The sequence below is a fragment of the Flavobacterium movens genome (assembly GCF_039581425.1).
Lineage (GTDB): Bacteria > Bacteroidota > Bacteroidia > Flavobacteriales > Flavobacteriaceae > Flavobacterium > Flavobacterium luteolum.
The window spans coordinates 506,826-525,805 of the sequence record NZ_JBCPXY010000002.1 but is presented as its reverse complement, the minus strand read 5'-3'; the positions used below and the strand labels follow the sequence as shown (position 1 = coordinate 525,805).

Annotated in this window: 22 protein-coding genes; all 22 read left to right on the top strand. The window is 33.2% G+C overall.

Annotated elements, in window-relative coordinates:
• Positions 1 to 10: 10 nt before the first annotated feature.
• The 22 genes from AAYQ05_RS05635 (at position 11) to AAYQ05_RS05530 (ending at position 18,924) form a co-directional block, all read left to right on the top strand.
• Complete coding sequence (locus AAYQ05_RS05635; RefSeq protein ID WP_343541758.1) at positions 11 to 3,349, top strand: SusC/RagA family TonB-linked outer membrane protein; 3,339 nt, start codon at positions 11 to 13, stop codon at positions 3,347 to 3,349.
• Positions 3,350 to 3,361: 12 nt separating this feature from the next.
• The gene (locus tag AAYQ05_RS05630; protein ID WP_343541756.1) at positions 3,362 to 4,681 is read left to right on the top strand and encodes a RagB/SusD family nutrient uptake outer membrane protein; all 1,320 of its coding nucleotides are present in this window, start codon (positions 3,362 to 3,364) and stop codon (positions 4,679 to 4,681) included.
• A 138-nt stretch (positions 4,682 to 4,819) separates the two neighbouring features.
• Positions 4,820 to 5,584, top strand: a complete 765-nt coding sequence (locus AAYQ05_RS05625; protein ID WP_343541755.1) for a LytR/AlgR family response regulator transcription factor — start codon at positions 4,820 to 4,822, stop codon at positions 5,582 to 5,584.
• A 225-nt stretch (positions 5,585 to 5,809) separates the two neighbouring features.
• Positions 5,810 to 6,394 (top strand): NUMOD4 domain-containing protein, encoded by a 585-nt coding sequence (locus AAYQ05_RS05620; RefSeq protein WP_111379090.1) that lies wholly within the window; start codon positions 5,810 to 5,812, stop codon positions 6,392 to 6,394.
• 400 nt (positions 6,395 to 6,794) lie between these two features.
• On the top strand, positions 6,795 to 8,183 hold the full coding sequence (lpdA, locus tag AAYQ05_RS05615; RefSeq protein WP_073416603.1) for a dihydrolipoyl dehydrogenase: 1,389 nt from the start codon (positions 6,795 to 6,797) through the stop codon (positions 8,181 to 8,183).
• 219 nt (positions 8,184 to 8,402) lie between these two features.
• Positions 8,403 to 8,993, top strand: a complete 591-nt coding sequence (locus AAYQ05_RS05610) for a hypothetical protein (RefSeq protein ID WP_343541753.1) — start codon at positions 8,403 to 8,405, stop codon at positions 8,991 to 8,993.
• A gap of 212 nt (positions 8,994 to 9,205) precedes the next feature.
• Positions 9,206 to 9,955 carry a DUF2314 domain-containing protein gene (locus AAYQ05_RS05605; protein WP_343541751.1) on the top strand — a complete coding sequence of 250 codons (750 nt, stop codon included), beginning with the start codon at positions 9,206 to 9,208 and terminating at the stop codon, positions 9,953 to 9,955.
• Positions 9,956 to 10,111: 156 nt separating this feature from the next.
• Entirely contained in the window at positions 10,112 to 10,618 is a 507-nt protein-coding gene (locus AAYQ05_RS05600; RefSeq protein ID WP_343541749.1) for a TPM domain-containing protein, read from the top strand.
• Positions 10,619 to 10,705: 87 nt separating this feature from the next.
• Positions 10,706 to 11,140, top strand: coding sequence for a GNAT family N-acetyltransferase (locus AAYQ05_RS05595; protein ID WP_343541746.1), 435 nt, complete (start codon positions 10,706 to 10,708; stop codon positions 11,138 to 11,140).
• A 16-nt stretch (positions 11,141 to 11,156) separates the two neighbouring features.
• Complete coding sequence (locus tag AAYQ05_RS05590) at positions 11,157 to 11,543, top strand: DUF1801 domain-containing protein (protein WP_343541744.1); 387 nt, start codon at positions 11,157 to 11,159, stop codon at positions 11,541 to 11,543.
• A gap of 235 nt (positions 11,544 to 11,778) precedes the next feature.
• Positions 11,779 to 12,459, top strand: coding sequence for a DUF4919 domain-containing protein (locus AAYQ05_RS05585; RefSeq protein WP_343541742.1), 681 nt, complete (start codon positions 11,779 to 11,781; stop codon positions 12,457 to 12,459).
• 136 nt (positions 12,460 to 12,595) lie between these two features.
• A complete protein-coding gene (locus AAYQ05_RS05580; protein WP_343541741.1) occupies positions 12,596 to 13,138 on the top strand; it encodes a DUF2975 domain-containing protein in 543 nt (180 codons plus the stop codon).
• Between the two features lie 10 nt (positions 13,139 to 13,148).
• Entirely contained in the window at positions 13,149 to 13,355 is a 207-nt protein-coding gene (locus tag AAYQ05_RS05575; RefSeq protein ID WP_008468622.1) for a helix-turn-helix domain-containing protein, read from the top strand.
• Between the two features lie 79 nt (positions 13,356 to 13,434).
• Positions 13,435 to 14,028 (top strand): NAD(P)H-dependent oxidoreductase, encoded by a 594-nt coding sequence (locus AAYQ05_RS05570; RefSeq protein ID WP_343541739.1) that lies wholly within the window; start codon positions 13,435 to 13,437, stop codon positions 14,026 to 14,028.
• A 25-nt stretch (positions 14,029 to 14,053) separates the two neighbouring features.
• Entirely contained in the window at positions 14,054 to 14,497 is a 444-nt protein-coding gene (locus AAYQ05_RS05565) for a hypothetical protein (RefSeq protein WP_343541738.1), read from the top strand.
• A gap of 102 nt (positions 14,498 to 14,599) precedes the next feature.
• Positions 14,600 to 15,088 carry an SRPBCC family protein gene (locus tag AAYQ05_RS05560; protein ID WP_343541736.1) on the top strand — a complete coding sequence of 163 codons (489 nt, stop codon included), beginning with the start codon at positions 14,600 to 14,602 and terminating at the stop codon, positions 15,086 to 15,088.
• Between the two features lie 36 nt (positions 15,089 to 15,124).
• On the top strand, positions 15,125 to 15,541 hold the full coding sequence (locus AAYQ05_RS05555) for a hypothetical protein (RefSeq protein WP_343541735.1): 417 nt from the start codon (positions 15,125 to 15,127) through the stop codon (positions 15,539 to 15,541).
• 6 nt (positions 15,542 to 15,547) lie between these two features.
• On the top strand, positions 15,548 to 15,760 hold the full coding sequence (locus AAYQ05_RS05550) for an ArsR family transcriptional regulator (protein ID WP_343541733.1): 213 nt from the start codon (positions 15,548 to 15,550) through the stop codon (positions 15,758 to 15,760).
• Between the two features lie 79 nt (positions 15,761 to 15,839).
• Positions 15,840 to 16,208, top strand: coding sequence for a nuclear transport factor 2 family protein (locus AAYQ05_RS05545; protein WP_343541731.1), 369 nt, complete (start codon positions 15,840 to 15,842; stop codon positions 16,206 to 16,208).
• 143 nt (positions 16,209 to 16,351) lie between these two features.
• Positions 16,352 to 17,392: a serine hydrolase domain-containing protein gene (locus AAYQ05_RS05540; protein WP_343541729.1), complete on the top strand. Its 1,041-nt coding sequence runs from the start codon at positions 16,352 to 16,354 to the stop codon at positions 17,390 to 17,392.
• A gap of 6 nt (positions 17,393 to 17,398) precedes the next feature.
• Positions 17,399 to 17,824: a DUF1801 domain-containing protein gene (locus AAYQ05_RS05535; RefSeq protein WP_343541728.1), complete on the top strand. Its 426-nt coding sequence runs from the start codon at positions 17,399 to 17,401 to the stop codon at positions 17,822 to 17,824.
• A complete protein-coding gene (locus AAYQ05_RS05530; protein WP_343541727.1) occupies positions 17,821 to 18,924 on the top strand; it encodes an MBL fold metallo-hydrolase in 1,104 nt (367 codons plus the stop codon). The genes AAYQ05_RS05535 and AAYQ05_RS05530 overlap by 4 nt, the downstream gene beginning before the upstream one ends.
• Positions 18,925 to 18,980 lie beyond the last annotated feature (56 nt).

Sequence of the window (18,980 nt, the reverse complement as noted above, 5' to 3'; positions counted from 1 at the left end):
ACCCAAAAACATGAAAAAAATTTTACAAGCCTTACTGCTGTTCCTGGCCATCGCAGGATACTCGCAGGAAACCCGAACCATTTCGGGGATCATTCAAGATGCAGCAGATTCATCGCCAATTCCAGGTGCATCAATCTTTGTTGAGAATAATTCGATATCAAATAAAACTGCTATGGCAGGTATTATTCATAGTGAAGCAATTGGAACTACATCAGATTTCGATGGTAAATTCACTTTGAAAATCGCAAAAAATGTTACCACTTTGAGAGTTACCTTCATGGGATACAAATCGTATACTATTGAATTAACGGCTCAAAAAGATTATACTATTGCATTAACTTCTGAAACCGCAAAACTTCAGGAAGTTGTAATAACAGGTTATCAGAAAATTGAAAAAAGAAAACTAACCTCTGCCATTACAAAGGTAGATATGGCTTCAATTCAGCAGACAGGTGTTGCTAGTATTGACCAATTATTGATTGGACAAGTTGCCGGAGTTGCTGTTACTACTCCGTCAGGAGCGCCAGGTGCAGCGGCAAAAATTAGAATTAGAGGTACAGCTTCTCTAAACGGAACACAAGATCCTTTATGGGTATTAGACGGACTTCCGTTAGAGAACAATGATGTTCCAAAAAATTACGATAAAGAGAATATCGATTTATTAAGCAACTACTCTATTGCTGGTTTAAATCCAGACGACATTAAAGATATTACCATTTTAAAAGATGCTGCCGCGACAGCTATTTACGGCGCACGTGCTGCAAACGGAGTAATCGTTGTTACAACTAAAAAAGGGAGAAGCGGTAAAATGACCGTTAGCTTCAACACCAATACTTTTATTACGCAAAGGCCAGAATTTTCAAAATTAAACTTAATGAACTCTAATCAGAAAGTTGATCTTGAACTTAATATGGCGAGCCGTGCAGATTTGACTTACAGAGACACCGGTGGTGATGTTGCTCGTATCCTAAATGGAGCGAATGAATTAGACGCATACAGAGCCGGTGGATTCTCTTCTTTGAGTCCGCAAACACAACAGTCAATCAATAATTTAAGAGGCATCAATACAAATTGGGGCAATTTATTATACCAAAATGCTATTAATACGCAACACGGATTAAGTTTGTCTGGAGGTAGCGAAAGATCTGACTACTATTTCTCTTTAGGATATTATGATGAAAAAGGAACAACTATTGGAACTGGTCTTAAACGTTATAATTTAACTTTAAAAAACAGCTACGACATTACTGATAAATTTAAAGTGGGTGTAGGTATTTTTGGTTCAGATACTAAAACTACTTCTTACGTAACAGATACTGATGGCTTTACAAATCCTGCAAACTATTCAAGAAACGTAAATCCGTACCTTACTCCTTACAATGAAGATGGAAGTTATAAATACGACCCAGACATTGCTTCTTATTCTGATATTAAATTGCCTTTTAATTTCTTAGAAGAAAGAAACAATACTTCTTACGATTTAAAAACAAGAGCTATAAAAGCGTTGCTTGACGCTGAGTATAAAATCACAAAAGATTTGAAAGTATCAAGTCAATTAGGTTTACAGTTGGATAATTCTTCTAGCGAAAAATTTGCTGGCAAGGAAACTTTTTACACTAGAAAACAAAAAGAAAAAACAAGCTATTATTCTGGCGGAGTTCAAAAGTATTTCCTTCCTGAAGGTGGAATTATTCAAAATACAAACACAGACTTTTTTCAGTACAACTTAAAAACAATGGTGAACTATTCTAAAACTTTAGGAGAAAAACACGAAATTGAAGTAATGGTTGGTAATGAATTAAGAAGAAATAAAAACACTTCTATCTTGACAAGAGGTTTTGGTTATGATGAAAAGAATTTGACAACACAGCAAATTATTTTCCCTAACTCGAATTCTGTTAATGATGCTATTTACAAAACATTCATAAAAACAGAAAAAGAAAATGCCTTTGCATCATTCTTTGCAACAGCTGCATATACTTACAACAGAAAATATAGTTTCTACGGAAGTGTTCGTTATGATGGATCAGATTTATTTGGTGTAGACCCTAAATACAAATACTTGCCACTTTGGTCAACATCTGGATCTTGGTTAGTATCTCAAGAAAATTTCTTAAAAGATAGTAAAACGATTTCTAACTTAAGACTTCGTGCTTCTTACGGTTTACAAGGTAATATTGATAAAAATACTTCACCTTATGTAGTTGGAGAAAATAAAACTACTACGATTTTACCAGGACAGACAGAACCTATAATTGAAGTAATGACTCCTCCAAACAGCAAATTGCGTTGGGAAAAAACAGAAAACACCAACTTAGGTTTTGATCTTGGCGTATTTAATAACCGTATTAGCATTGTAACTGATTTCTACGGAAGAAAAAGCACCGATTTAATTGGAATGAAAGCGCTTCCTTTAGAAAATGGTTTTGAATTTACCAATATGAACTGGGCGCAAGTAAGCAACAAAGGTTATGAAATCGCTTTGGCTACAAAAAACATAGATCATCCTAATTTTAAATGGAATACCACAATTAATTTTGCTCATAACAAAAGTAACATTGACCGTTTAGAAATAAGAGACAACAGTTATTTGCCAAACCAAGAAGGTCATGCTGTAAATGCTGTTTTCGGGTTTAAAACAAACGGAATCGACGAAAATGGCTATCCATTATTTGTAAACAAAAAAGGAGAAACTGTAAATGCACAGACTTTCTTTGGTTTATTTGACCCTTATGCTGAATTCTTGCCTGGAGAAATTACACAGTCAAGTTTAACGCCAGCAGAATTTAGAGATCTATTTGTTTACCTAGGAGACAAAGATCCTAAATTTACAGGAGGTCTTACAAACACATTTAAGATTCGTAATTTTGATCTTACGATTGCTGCATCATTCAATATCAAACAAACTGTTACCAAAACACCTCCTTACAACGGAACAATAGTAGACAGAGGACAGAATTATACAACTGATATTTTAAACGCTTGGTCACCAACCAATACTTCATCTAATTTACCTGGTATTACGAGTAAAGATTCTGGTACGGGCGATTCATGGATGGCATATAGCTGGTTTTCTGGTGCAAATCAAATCAATACTTATAACTACCTAGATACTTGGGTTAGCGAAATGAGTTATATGAGATTAAGCAGTGTTCGTTTTGGTTATACATTCCCAAAAACATTCACAGATCACATCAATATTCAAAGTATTCGTTTAAATCTTGAAGCAAGAAACTTATTTGTAATAAGTTCAGATTACAAAGGTTATTTTGATCCTGAAACTTACGGAAACATTTATGCACAGCCAGTTCCTAGATCATTTACTTTAGGACTTAATGTTACTTTCTAAAAATTAAAAAAGATGAAAAAATTCTCAAAATATATAACACTATTCGTTGCTGCTATTGCCCTTAGCAGCTGCGATGACTATCTGGACATTACTCCAGTAGGAAAAGTAATTCCAGAATCGCTAGAAGAATTTCGTGCAGTTCTAACCAAAGGATATGCTTCATATCCAGAGCACAAATCGTTGTCTACAGTTCGTACAGACGAATTAGTAATGAACGAGGACAACAGTGAAGTTTCTATCTACAAAGATATCTATTTATGGAAAGATGCAAATCCTGATAAAAGTACATTAGAGTTTCACTATCAAGATTTATACAATGTCATTTTTTACACCAATGTTGTTATAAATGAAGCTTCAAAAAAAGTAGAAGCATCTGAGGAAAAAGATCAATTATTAGGAGAAGCTTATGCTTTGAGAGCAATGGCAAACTTTGATTTGGTTAACCTTTTCGGAAAACCTTACAATCCTTCAACTGCAGCTACAGACAAAGGAGTTCCGTTAGCTTTAGAAATTGACTTAGAACAAGTTTTTGTGCCACACAGTGTTGAAGCAGTTTACAATCAAATTATTTCTGACACTAAAGAAGCAGAGAAATTAATTAACATAAACAAGCAGGCGACAGGATTAAACTATCGTTTCTCAAAAGTTGCTTTATTCAGTTTAGAAAGCCGTGTGTATTTGTATCAGCAGCAATGGCAAAAATCATTAGATGCTGCAAACAAAGCTTTAGAAATCAACAATACTTTAATTGACCTAAAAGCAACTCCAGTTCTGGCTACAAAATTTGACGGAAAAGAATCGATTTTAGCATTAGAAGATGGATATATAGTGGGTATTCAAAGAGCTTCATTTGCTTCTCCAGATTTAATTGCAGCGTATAACAAAACAACAGATTTACGTTTCTCGCTTTATTTTTCAGCAAGCGGAAGCCGTTTCAAAATTCTAAAAGGAGGAAATGATAATCAAAAATCATCTTTCAGAACTTCAGAATTGTTTTTAACAAAAGCCGAGACTTTATTGAAATTAAACAATATTAACGATGCAAAAGCAACAGTTTTAAATTTCATTAAAAACAGATATTCGGCAACTGGATATACGCAGCTAGAAGGTGAAGTTAACGCAATGAATACTGCAGATTTGACGAACTTCATTTACGAAGAAAGACATAGAGAATTTGCTGTAGAAGGTCACCGTTGGTTTGACTTAAGAAGAACAACTCAAAAACAAATCGTTCATAAATTCTTGAGCACCGAAAGCACTTTAATACAAAATGATCCGCGTTATACTATTATCTATCCAGCAAACGCAAGATTGAACAATCCCAATCTATAATTTTACCTAATTGTTTTTTTTAAAAGGTCTAGTTTTTACAGCTAGGCCTTTTTTTATAAAAAACTACCAACAAAAGAGCCTGTTTATTACGAATGGATTTATCTTTGCAAAAGATACTGATTATTTAAAGTCCGTAAAATGAAAATTGCTATTGTTGAAGACGAACATCTTGCTTCCAGCTATCTAAAATCTATTTTAGAACAGCAGGACGTTTTATCGATTGATGCAATCAACGTTTTAAAATCGGTTAAAGAAGCTGTAGCATTTTTTAGCGAAAACAAAGTAGATCTCGCTTTTATGGACATCCATTTGGGCGACGGAAAAAGTCTTGAAATTTTCGAAAAAGCAGATATCTCCTGCCCTGTTATTTTTGTAACCGCCTACGATTCTTATGCCATTTCTGTTTTCAAACATTTTACAATCGATTATCTTTTAAAGCCGTTTGAAGAAGAAGAATTACTAGAAGCGCTTCAAAAATTCAAAAAAATAAAAGATAGCTTTAACAGCAATGCTACACTTCAATCTTTAGTTGCAATTGAAAATCCTGAAAGCAGTAAAATTCAGCGTCATTTCCTAGTAAATCACGGTTATAAAATGATTTCTATTAATGAAAACGAAATCTCATATTTTCTAGCGACTGGAAAACATCTTTTTATTCATATAAAATCTGGAAACAGCTATTTGTACAATAGTACTTTGACTGATATTATAAATAGTCTCGACCCTTTCAATTTCTTCAAAATAAACCGAAAATATATCGTTAGCCGAGACACTATTAAAGAAGTGATAAAACATTCCAACCAGAAGGTCGAATTGATTTTGACGGTTCCTGCAGCTGAATCTGACGCGATTTTTATTAGTAAAAAGGAAATTAATAACTTCAAAAACTGGCTGGATCAATAATTTAATAATTCTTTAGCTATAAATTAATTCGAAATCAAAAAACAGGAAAACTGCATTTTTGATAATTTGTGATTTAAAATCCGATTAAAAACTATCAAAAACACTTTAAAACGTTAAATTAGCGTTATAGAAATCATAAAATTGCCCTTTCACAATCAATGAGATAGCTGAAATTTTTGGTTTATTTTTTATCTTTGAGAGTATAGAAATCAAATGTAAAAGACAATGCCACAAAATAGATTTTATCCTGATGAAAAATTCAAAGAAATAGAAATAAATGCCTCATTACAATTAAGATATGCCATTTCAAACAGGGGAAGATTAATAAGCTTTACCGACGATATTGAAAACGGACGCATCTTAAAAGGCGGTTTAAGCGACGGATATCCAACTTTCCGTTTTAAGGTTAAAAAAGATGATAAAATCGTAAATAAATATCTCTTCTTATACAAACTAGTTGCGCAATATTTTATTCCGAAAGAATCGGAAGAACAGACGTATGTACTGCATCTAGATTATAATAGAGCCAACGATGATGTAAGAAACTTGCGTTGGGCAACCAAACAAGAAATGATGGCGCACAGCCGTAAAAGTCCGCGCGTGATTCAGGCAAAGAAGAACTTAATAGAACACAACTTAAAAGCTGATGGGCGAAAATTAACTACTACAAAAGTGATGTTAATTAAAAAAATCCTCGCAAGACCAGAACAAAAAACACGTCTTAAAATGATTGCCAAACAATTCGGTGTAAGCGAAATGCAAATTAGAAGAATTGCCAGCGGAGAAAACTGGGGACACGTGAAAATTTAATGATGAATTGTTAATTGTGAATGGTAAATTATTAATTCAAAATTCATAACTCATAATTATATAAGCCACAGATTACACAGATTAACACAGATTTTTTGAAAATCATTTTAATCCTAATAATCTGTGGCTTAATTTTTTTTCGCCATCAACCACAAACCATCAACCATCAACAATTACTCACCAAATCACAAAAATCACTTCATAATTCACAATTTACAATTCACAATTACTTCGGTTTCTGTGAAAAGACCAAAATCTATGTCTTTAAAAACAAAATTTCAAGTGTTCATATAAAATAAATCCTTAAATTCGCAATCACAAATAACAAAAGAAGAAATCGAAAGATGAGTTTCGGAAATATAAACTTCACATTCGATTGTTAATACTAAAAGCAAAAAAAATGAAATACGACGTTATTGTTTTAGGAAGTGGTCCTGGAGGATATGTAACAGCGATTAGAGCTTCACAATTAGGCTTTAAAACTGCTGTAGTAGAAAAAGAAAATCTAGGTGGAGTTTGCCTTAACTGGGGATGTATCCCAACAAAAGCGCTTTTAAAATCTGCTCAGGTTTTTGATTACCTTAAACACGCTTCTGACTACGGATTGAAAGTTTCTGAATTTGATAAAGATTTCCCTGCTGTTATTCAACGCAGCCGTGGTGTTGCTGAAGGAATGAGCAAAGGTGTTCAATTCTTAATGAAAAAAAACAAAATTGACGTTATTGAAGGTTTTGGAAAACTAAAACCAGGAAAAAAACTTGACGTTACTGATAAAGACAATAAAGTTACAGAATATAGCGCTGATCATATTATCATCGCAACTGGTGCTCGTTCTCGTGAGTTGCCAAACTTACCTCAAGATGGTGTAAAAGTAATTGGATACCGTCAAGCAATGACATTGCCAACTCAGCCAAAATCTATGATCATTGTTGGTTCTGGAGCAATTGGAGTGGAGTTCGCTCACTTCTACAACTCAATGGGAACAGATGTTACTATCGTAGAATTTATGCCAAACGTAGTTCCTGTAGAAGACGAAGATATCTCAAAACAATTTGAGCGTTCTTTGAAAAAATCAGGAATTAAAGTAATGACTAACTCTTCTGTTGAGCGTATCGACACAACTGGAGCAGGAGTTAAAGCTTTCGTTAAAACTGCAAAAGGAGAAGAAGTTTTAGAAGCTGACATCGTACTTTCGGCAGTTGGAATTAAAACAAACATTGAAAACATCGGATTAGAAGAAGTTGGAATCGCTGTTGACAGAGATAAAATCTTAGTAAACGCTTACAACGAAACTAATATTCCAGGATACTACGCAATTGGAGATGTTACTCCAGGTCAAGCTTTAGCTCACGTAGCTTCTGCTGAAGGAATTAACTGTGTTGAGAAAATTAAAGGTTTACACGTAGACCCAATCGATTACGGAAACGTTCCTGGCTGTACTTACGCAACTCCAGAAATTGCTTCTGTAGGTTTAACAGAAAAACAAGCTAAAGAAAAAGGTTACGAATTAAAAATTGGTAAATTCCCATTCTCAGCTTCTGGAAAAGCAAAAGCTGCTGGAAATGCTGACGGATTCGTAAAAGTAATTTTCGATGCTAAATACGGAGAATGGTTAGGATGCCACATGATTGGTGCTGGTGTTACAGATATGATTGCTGAAGCAGTTGTAGCTCGTAAACTAGAAACTACAGGTCATGAAATCCTTAAATCTATCCACCCTCACCCAACAATGAGCGAGGCTGTTATGGAAGCTGTAGCTGATGCTTATGGCGAAGTAATTCACTTGTAAAAATATACAAAGTAGAGACTAAATGTCTTTACGGAGTTATATATAATTTTCAATTTATAAAATCCGATTTGCTTTTAGTAAATCGGATTTTTTTTGCTTTCTCCCATTCCAATCCTAGAAGTACAAATTTTACCATTTTAGAAATTAGCTTTGTAATATTTTAATACTATTTTCGTGCAAAAAAACTAACCTAACCCATTAAAAAAATTAGAAAATAGTATGAAAAAAATTTTCCTTTTTATTATTCTAGGAATATCAATTACTTTAAAAGCCCAAGATGCCAGCGTCGAAAAATCAATCTTCTCAGTTCAAACCGGATTTGCAGGATTATGGCTCAATAACGAATTAAAACTTTCAAATTCAATTGCGTTACGAAGCGAAATTGGTATAGAATATGATTTTGCTGTTGGAGACCATTATGATGAAGCTGGTTTTATCCTACAGCCTGTTATAGCTCTTGAACCAAGATTTTACTACAACTTGAAGAAAAGAAATGCAAATGGAAGAAAAATTTCTAACAATAGCGGAAACTATCTTTCTTTAAAAACAAGTTACCACCCAGATTGGTTTGTAATTAATCTAGACGACAATATCACTAAAACAGCAGATTTATCTATTATTCCAACTTGGGGAATAAAGCGTTCAATTGGCAATCATTTTACTTATGAAGCCGCGGTTGGATTAGGCTACAGACTTGTATTCCTAAAAGCAAATTCATACAATGGACACGCACAAAATGTAGATGGCTTTAATTCAACTGAAAGCCAATACACTCCTTATTTACATTTGAGAGTTGGATATGTTTTTTAAGAGAGTTTAAAAATTATTTTATAAAATCCGACTTGTGAAAACAGATCGGATTTTTTTATGCCTATAGCTTTGTCTTTTCGACCGAACAGAGAAATGACAATACTATGATTTCAAAAAAAAGGATTCAAACAAATCTCAAAATTCATTATGCAACACCGCTCTTAAAGTAATAAAAAGATTACTTTTACAGATCAATATAAATAAGCATTGTTATGGAAGAAACAAAAATATTCTACGCCGACGGAGAAAACCCTAAAATGATTGAAGCTTACAAAAGAGCTCAGGAAACCTTTAAATATTTCTGGAGAGAATTATCTTGGGAATACAGAAGAATAGTTCCAGGATTGGATGTTGCTTGTGTAAAACTAGCTTTTACTCAAGAAATAGACAACGAAACAATTGTAGAGCATATGTGGATTAACGACGTCAACTTTGATGGCGAAAATATATACGGAATTTTAGTAAATGATCCCGATGAGCTGACCAATGTAAATAATGGAGACGAAATTGCAATTCCAGTTAATCAAATAAGTGATTGGTTATTTGCTATTGGCGGCAAAACTTATGGAGCATTTACAATTCAGGCAATGCGTTCTGAAATGAGCGATGAAGAAAGAGAATCGCATGACGAAGCATGGGGATTGGATTTTGGCGATTTTAATGACATTCTGGTTGTAAATGAGCAAAAAGAAAAACCCGAAAATCTAATAGAACATCCAATGAGCAAAAACATGGGAGAAAGTCTTATTGAATTTGTAAAAAACAATCCTGAGGAAGTAACCAATCAAGACGAGTTAGGCTATACTTTTCTGCATCGAGAGGCCATTGCAGGAAATCAGACTTCTGTAGAGGTCTTACTGGAATCTGGAGCAGACAAAAATATAAAAACAGAAACTGGCAAAACTCCTTTAGATTTTGCCAAAGAATTAAAATGGGATCATTTACTTCCCCTATTACAATAAAAACTTCAAAATCCGATTTGCTTCTGTAAATCGGATTTTATTTTTATCTAAAGTCTTATATATTTTTTCAACTCAAGTCCAAAACTATTCTATTTTTCATCTGTTAAAATTAAAGAATGTACTACTTTTGCTGCTCCAAATCTAAAATGCCACAGAATGAAAAAAGTAATCTTTACGCTCGTACTGTTAACCTCAGTTCTTATATCTGCCCAGACAAAAAACGACACCGATTTTGCCTCTCAACTGAAAAACTCATTTTCAGGATCTACAGATTGTGTAAACGACTTCGAAAAAATACTGAAACCAGCCGAACTTCAATCATTGAATACCACACTAAACGGTTTTGAAAAAAAATATCTTTATAAAATTGTTGTGATCACGACTCCTTCTTATGCGCCATTTAAGTCATTGGAAGAATATACATTAGAACTCGATAAATTTCTATCAAAAGACCCTAGACTGGACCCTACTCTTTTAATAATAGTAAGCAAAACGTTAAGACAAATTCAGGTAATAAGTGTCGATTTTATAAGATACAAATTAAGTAATGAAGACACCCAAAACATAATTGCTACTTATTCTGTTCCAGAACTTAAAAAAGGAAACTATTATAAGGCTTTAGAGCTGGCATCAAATGAATTCATGAAAAAGCTTCAACTCTAATAAAAAATCAAAATCCGATTTGTGTAAACCAATCGGATTTTTTATTTATCTTGTTTACGCTTAATAAACAATAAATGTAAATTCGAAATGATAGTTGTAGAAGAATCTAGAAAGGTCGATTTACCACGTTTAAGAACCATTTTCTTAAATGAAAGACAGCGAACATTTACGGAGCAAGACACATCAGAATTTAAACTAGAAGATTTCGATAAGCAGACTCAAGGAGAATATATCCTAACTGCTCTCATAGATAATGTTCCTGTCGGATTTATTTCGATCTGGATGCCTAACAATTTTATTCATCATCTCTACGTTGATACTATATATCAAGGAAAAAACATTGGCACCCAATTATTACAAGCCGCCATACAAAAAACAGCATTTCCAATTACGTTAAAATGTCTTGTGAGCAACACAAAAGCAATTGAATTTTATCTTAAAAAAGGATTCAGAGAAAAATCTAAAGGACAGTCAAGCAACGGAACTTATATTTTATTTGAGCTGATAAAAGATGTAAAATAACCTAAATGTTTTAGCTATGAATCAGGTTCAAGAATACAACAATTCTCAGACAGCAGAAAACAAAGAAATCTGTAATCTACTTTATTCTATTATAAATAAAAACTTGATCGAAGCCGAAAACAAAATATGGCACGCTCATCCTGTTTGGTTTCTAGACGGAAATCCGATTGTGGGCTACAGCAAATTAAAAGATTCGGTTAGATTACTATTTTGGAGCGGACAATCTTTTGATGAAGAAAAACTGCAAAACGAAGGTTCGTTTAAAGCAGCTGAAATGCGTTACATAAACTCCAGTCAAATAAACGAAGAAGATTTAAAACGCTGGCTCAAAAAAAGCAGAGAAATTCAATGGGACTATAAAAACATTGTGAAACGAAAAGGCGAATTGCTTCGGTTAAAATAATCGTAAAAGAAAAGGCAAATGAATAACAGATGAAGTATGATGTGGGCGTGCCCCTCCGGGTCAGGCTGTCCGCTAAATTCCCGATTAACAAAAACTACGGCTAAAAAGCCTTGTTTTTCTAAATCGGGAGATACCGCTCCCATCCTTCACGCATCACGACTTTACAGCAGCATTTTGCTTTAAAATAATTTGTATTTTAGTAAGATTAGAATCCTAACCTAAAATCATCTAAATTATGCTAAAACATTTTTTTGTTGCCTTATTTTTTTGTTTCGGAATTCAGTTAAACGCTCAGGATCTCGGTTTTACCCAACCAGATTACAAAGCAATCGAAAAAGAAATCAGTGATAAAAACTCCAAATTCTTTTATCCGAAATTGATGGAAAGGCTAGTGAAAAATGATACGCTTTTAACCCACGACGAATACCTCCATTTATATCTAGGTTACTTTTTTCAGCCTAAATACAACGCCTTTTGGACTTCTCCCGATGACGAAAAACTTCGTACTTTTTATGCTAAAGAAAAACTGGAAGCTTCAGATTATGACGAAATTATAAAACTGGCCAATAATTCTTTAAAAGACTTTCCATTTGATTTACGACAGCTTAATTACCTAGCCTATATTTATCACTTAAAAGGCGACGAAACTGCCGCAAAAATTACTTCTTTCAAATTTCACAGCATCATGAATGTGATTCTTTCTTCTGGCGACGGCAAAAAATGCGAAACTGGTTTTCATGTTTTAATGGTCGATCACGAATACATATTGCTCAATCTTTTTGAAATTGAATCGAAAGGTCAATCACTCGTTGAAAATTGTGATTACCTAAGTTTCGAAAAGGGCGTTTATAATGTAGACGGAATTTATTTTAACATTGAAAAAATGCTCGAAAACGAAAAGAAAATGCTTCGATAAACAAAATCTCTAAACCTACAAAAATAGCTTCATCATTAAATTGATGAAGCTATTTTTTTTTGATAAAAACTATTTATTTATCGTTTATCAATAAATTTTTATTATTTTAGCAGCATAACTTCTAATCTTAAATAGCATGGAAATTAAAATCGGAACACCGCAGATTCTAAAAATCCTAAATATTTTATCATGGATTATTTTTATTGGCTTATGCGTAGAAGCTGGTATGTATCTTTTTAATGGAGTTTACACGATGACGATAAATTCCTACAATACCCGTTTTCTAAACTTACTTGCTCTATACCATTACAGTCCCAGCTTTTATATTCAAGAAATATGTTTTATCAGTATTGTGGCAATCTTAAAAGCGATTATGTTTTATCTGATTGTAAAAATGCTGCACGAGAAAAAATTAAATATAGAACAGCCTTTTACTGCTGAAATGGGGCGTTTTATATCCTATCTCTCCTATTTGGCTTTTGGGATCGGATTGTTTTCTTTTTGGGCTTTCAAATTCAACAATTGGCTAATTATTAAAGGAGTCCAACTTCCTTCTTTAGAATCACTTAATCTTGAAGGGCACAGCATTTGGATTTTTATGGCAATTGTAATGTTTGTTGTCGGGCAGATTTTTAAAAGAGGAATCGAAATCCAATCTGAAATTGACCTAACCATTTAAACGAAAAATTATGCCCATTATAGTAAATTTAGATGTCATGATGGCAAAAAGAAAAATGTCATTAAATGAACTTTCAGAAAAAGTAGATTTAACATTATCCAATCTTTCCATTCTAAAAACGGGCAAAGCAAAAGCAATCCGTTTCAGTACACTTGAAGCCATCTGCAAAGTTCTGGATTGTCAGCCTGGAGATATTTTAGAATTTTCTGAAGATTAATTTTGTTTTGCTTTAATTTGTATTTTCGTACAAAATCAAAGTAGTTTTTAAGAGCATTTCTAATCTAAAAAATCTAACAATGAACATTCTAATTGTTTACTCACATCCAAGCAAAAAATCATATACTTTTCAGGTTTTAGAAAGATTAAAATCAGTTTTAGGCAATGAAAATTGGAATATTGAAGTCTCCGATTTGTATGCTTCTAATTTTGTTAGTGATATGTCTGAAGCAGAATATGAGCGTGAAGGTTTTGCTAAGACACAGCTCCCAATTTCTCAAGATGTTTTAGCAGAACAGGAAAAAATAGAAAAAGCAGATTGTATTATTTTCCTGTATCCTGTTTGGTGGAGTGATTGTCCAGCAAAATTAAAAGGCTGGTTTGATCGTGTGTATTCAGTTGGATATGCCTACGGGCAAAATGAATCTTCAAGAAAGATGAAAACCATTCCATACGGACTTGTAATTTGCACTGCAGGGCATCCGAATGAATTTTTGCTTGAAATTGAAATGGCTCAAAGCATGGAAAAAATTATGCTCGAAGACCGTTTAGGAAAACGTTTTACACACAAAGAAATGATTATTCTAGGCGGAACATTAGAACTTGAAAATGTAATAGCAAAACATTTTGAACTGATAAATAAAATTCCAGAAAAAATTAAAACAATACAATAGATCACAAAATCTTACTTTATAAAAAATGCTAGAAGAAAATAATTTAGAAAAATCAGTTTTTGAAGAAATTCCAACCGAAAAAATATATTCAGAAAAAGCGATACGAATAGGAACATTTTTTGCTGGTCCGCTGGTTGCGGGGTATTGCATTGCAGAAAATTTTAAAGCGTTTAATGATTTTGAAAAAGCAAAAAACACATGGATTATTACCACACTATCAATGATAGCAATTATTGGGCTTATTTTTATCATTCCCGATAACTTCCCGAGCGTTCTTTTCCCTGTTCTTTATTCAGCTGTGGCTTCTTATTTCTTGAAAAAATTCCAGGAACAGAACATTCAAAAACATATTCAAAATGGCGGTGAAACTTTCGGCGGATGGCGAGTTACTTTGATTGGTTTATTGAGCATTCTTATATTTTTAGGAATTATTATGAGTGTAGTTCTCTTAACTGAAAACGCCTCATAATTTTTCTGTCCGAAACACCCCTTAAATTTGTCTCTAAAACACCTTAACCAATTGATTTTTAGATTGTAATTTTACTTTACTAATTTAAAAAATCAATTGATTATGAATACTCACGATTTTACCACAACAATACTTTTCAATCAATCACCAGAAGAAGTTTTTAAAGCCATACAAAACGTTAAAGGCTGGTGGTCAGAAGAAATTGAAGGCAAAACAGCAAACGAAGGTGATGAATTTAAATACCATTATGAAGATGTTCATCGCTGTAAAATAAAATTGATCGAAGTCATTCCGAATCAGAAAATCGTCTGGCTGATTGAAGAAAATTACTTCAGTTTTACCAAAGACGATAAGGAATGGACCAACACAACAGCCGTTTTTGATATTTCGAAAGAAGGCGATAAAACAAAACTTGTTTTCACCCATGTTGGACTTGTTCCAGAATACGAATGTTTTGAGGTCTGCAAAGCTGGTTGGAGCAACTATATCGAGAACAGTTTGAAAAAGCTAATAGAGACAGGAAAAGGACAGCCAAATGCAACTGGAAAACCTCAAATAGAAACCGAAAGAGCATTATCATCAAAAGAATAAATTTCATAAATTCGTTACAATAAAGAAACGAAAATTATGAATCCTATTTTAAGAAATACTTTGGCCGTAATTGCAGGTCTTGTTATCGGAAGTATTGTCAACATGAGTATCATTTTAATAAGCGGTTCTATAATTCCGCCTCCAAATGGTGCCGATGTTACCACTACAGAAGGTTTACAGGCATCCATGCACTTATTCGAGCCAAAGCATTTTTTATTTCCTTTTTTAGCCCACGCAATCGGAACTTTCGCTGGAGCATTTACAACTGCATTGGCAGCGGCCTCACACAAAACGAAACTAGCTTTTATTATTGGTGCTTTCTTTCTATTTGGTGGAATAACAATGGTATTTACACTCCCATCTCCACTCTGGTTCAGCATTGTCGATTTGGTTTTTGCTTATCTTCCAATGGCTTATCTCGCTTCTAAAATCGCTTCAAAAAAGAAAATCTAAAGAAAAATGGAAACCAAAAACGTTCTAAAACCAGCTAAAAAATGCTACAGCCACATTGGCGGTAAACTCGGCGAACTTCTTTTGGAAACATTTGCCAACAAAAAATGGATTGCAAAAAACGAGGCTTCAGATAAGCATTTTTACATCACCGAATTGGGCGAAAAAGAATTTGCCAAATTGGGTATCGATCTTACCAAAATCAAATCGGAAGCCATTTAATTTTATAAATTCACTGCTATTTTCTACAAAATTTATAGCGCTTAATTTCATAACTTAGTTTACTTTAAAAACCTGAATTATGACTAAGAAAGAAATCGCTATAAACTTCCTGAAACTAGCAGCAAAAGGACATCCTCACGAAGGTTTTCGATTATATGTCGGAAAGAATTTCAAACACCATAATGCTTACTTCAAAGGCGATGCAGACACTTTAATGCTTGCCATGGAAGAATCTGCCAGAACAAATCCAAATAAAGTTTTTAAAATTCATCATATTCTAGAAGACGATAACTTAGTTGCTGTTCATTCTCATCTCAAACAAACGCCATCAGATATAGGTTTTGCAGTAGTGCATATTCTAAAATTCAAAGACGATAAAATTGTAGAGCTTTGGGATTTAGGACAGCCTGTCCCTAAAGATTCTATTAACGAAAACGGAATGTTTTAATTTAATTATGAATTGTTAATGGTGCATTATTAATTATAAAATACTATAAAAAATCATTAACCATATTCAATCTAACAAGCATTAAATATTAACAATTAACAATTAACAATTTACAATTTACAATTTACAATTCACAATTATAAATGAACTTCATCACCAAAATCTCTTTATTATTAGTTTTAATCTTTGTTCCTTGCAATTCATCTGCACAAAAAAAAGAGGATTATAAAAAAAGTATTGATAGTATACTTCAAAACTCAAATCCGAAATTCAATGGTGTGGTTTTAATTTCAAAAAACAGAAAAACATTGTATTCTAAAACAGAAGGTTTTTCGAATTTCGAAACCAGAACACCTATGAAAATGGACACCCAATTTGAAATCATGTCCAATAGTAAATTAATTGCTGCCGTTTTACTGTTGTTGGAAGTAGAAAAAGGAAAAGTAGATTTGAATGATCCAATCAAAAAATACCTGCCAGAACTTACACAAACTTGGGCCGATTCAGTAACTGTTCATCAGCTTCTAAATCACTCACACGGAATTATCGATTTAGAAAAACCATTGGCTTTTAAACCAGGAACCGATTTTAAATACGGAAATCTAAGTTTTAATCTGGTTGCAAAAATTGTCGAATTCAGCTCTAAAAAAAGCTACACAGAAGTTGCTGAATCACTTTTTAAGAAATTAAAGATGGATCATACTTTTTGTTATTCGAAAAATAAAGAACAAAATCTGGCAAAAGGCTATTATAACATAAAAAATCAACTGGAAGCTGATACTTCAAGACAAATCACAGATGAAACTTTAGGTGCAGACGGCATTATTTCAACCGCTTCTGATCTTGCTATTTGGAACAATAATCTTCATAAAGGAAAAATATTAAAACCAGAATCGTATCAGTTATTAACTAAAAACACCATTTTATCTCAGCATAATTTCTTCGGAAAAAAAAAGCAACCTTATGGATACGGAATTCGAATTGTAGAAGAAGAGTCCGTTAAATATCTTGGACATACAGGTTTGGGAGACGGGTTTTCTGGCGTAAATTTGTATTTCCCACAAAGTGATGTAAGCTTAATTGTTTTAGAAAATCAGATGCCCGAAGATGCCGGTTTGTTTTATGCGACTGAGTTTAAAATCAAAAACATTCTTTTAAAAAGTAATTTATTAAAGAAAAAGTAAGCTAAAATGGCAAAAAATAAAACCACAGAAACTCAAAATAGCGTTACTGATTTTATTGACGCTGTCGAAAATGAAGTTAAAAGAAACGACGCTTTTGAACTTCTAAAAATAATTCAAGAAGCAACTGGTTTTGAACCCAAAATGTGGGGACCAAGCATTATTGGTTTTGGAAGCTATCATTACAAATACGACAGCGGTCACGAAGGCGATGCGCCGTTGGCTGGTTTTTCGCCAAGAAAAACAGCCATGACCGTTTATTTTTATCTGCCAGAAGAAAAAAGAGAAGAACTTTTATCTAAACTTGGAAAACATACTTCGTCTAAGGCATGCATTTACATTAAAAAACTCGAAGATATTGATATTGAAATCTTAAAAAAGATAATTTTACTTTCAATTGAATATACCCAAAATTTATATCCTCAAAATAAATGACAACATTCGTAATTCTATTATTTCTGATTGGTTTTGCAATTTATATGTTTCTGCAGCACCCAAAATTCGGAAAAGCGCCTTCGGGGGCGAGACTAGTTCAAATTCAAAATTCGCCACAATATAAAAACGGAAAATTCGAAAACCAGAGCTTTACGCCCGATCTCGCCGAAGGAGCAACTATGGCTGGAGTTTTGTTTGAATTTTTCTTCAAGAAAGTAGATCGAAAAATTCCAACCGATCTTATTCCGTCTGTAAAAACCAATTTATTGGAGCTTCCTCTAGATCAAGATATTTTGGTTTGGTTTGGGCATTCGTCTTATTTTATTCAGCTTGAAGGAAAACGCTTTTTAATTGATCCCGTTTTTAGCGGTAACGCCTCTCCTATTCCTGGCACAACAAAATCGTTTAAAGGAACAGATATTTACACGGTTGACGATCTTCCAGAAATTGATTATTTATTGATTACACATGATCATTATGATCATTTGGATTACGATACATTTCTAAAATTAAAACCTAAAACTAAAAAAATAATTACGGCGCTCGGTGTGGGTTCGCACTTAGAATTCTGGGGATTTCCTTCTGAAAATATCATTGAAAAAGATTGGTACAGCACTATCAAATTAGATGAAAATCTGACGATTCATACTGCACCATCAAGACATTTTTCGGGCAGAGGTTTTAAAAGATGCAATACGCTCTGGACTTCTTTTATTCTAGAAACTAAAGATTTTAAAATGTATTTGGGCGGAGATAGTGGCTATGATTCGCATTTTGCTGCAATTGGCGAAAAATACGGTCCTTTTGATATTGCTTTAATTGACAACGGCCAGTACAATGAAAAATGGAAATACATTCACAATATGCCTGAAGATGTTATAAAAGCCATGAAAGATCTAAAAGCAAAAAGAGTGTTTCCTGTACATTCTTCAAAATTTGCTTTATCACTACATTCTTGGGATGAACCTTTAAATAAAGTGACTGAATTGAATCGTTTATCTGAAAATCCGATTTCATTAATTACACCAATGATTGGCGAAGCTGTCGAACTAAAAAATGATAAACAAGAATTTAAACAATGGTGGAAAGGGGTTAATTAATTATGAATTGTTAATTGTTAATTCTAGACTTAATTTTAAATCAATGCAATGTCATT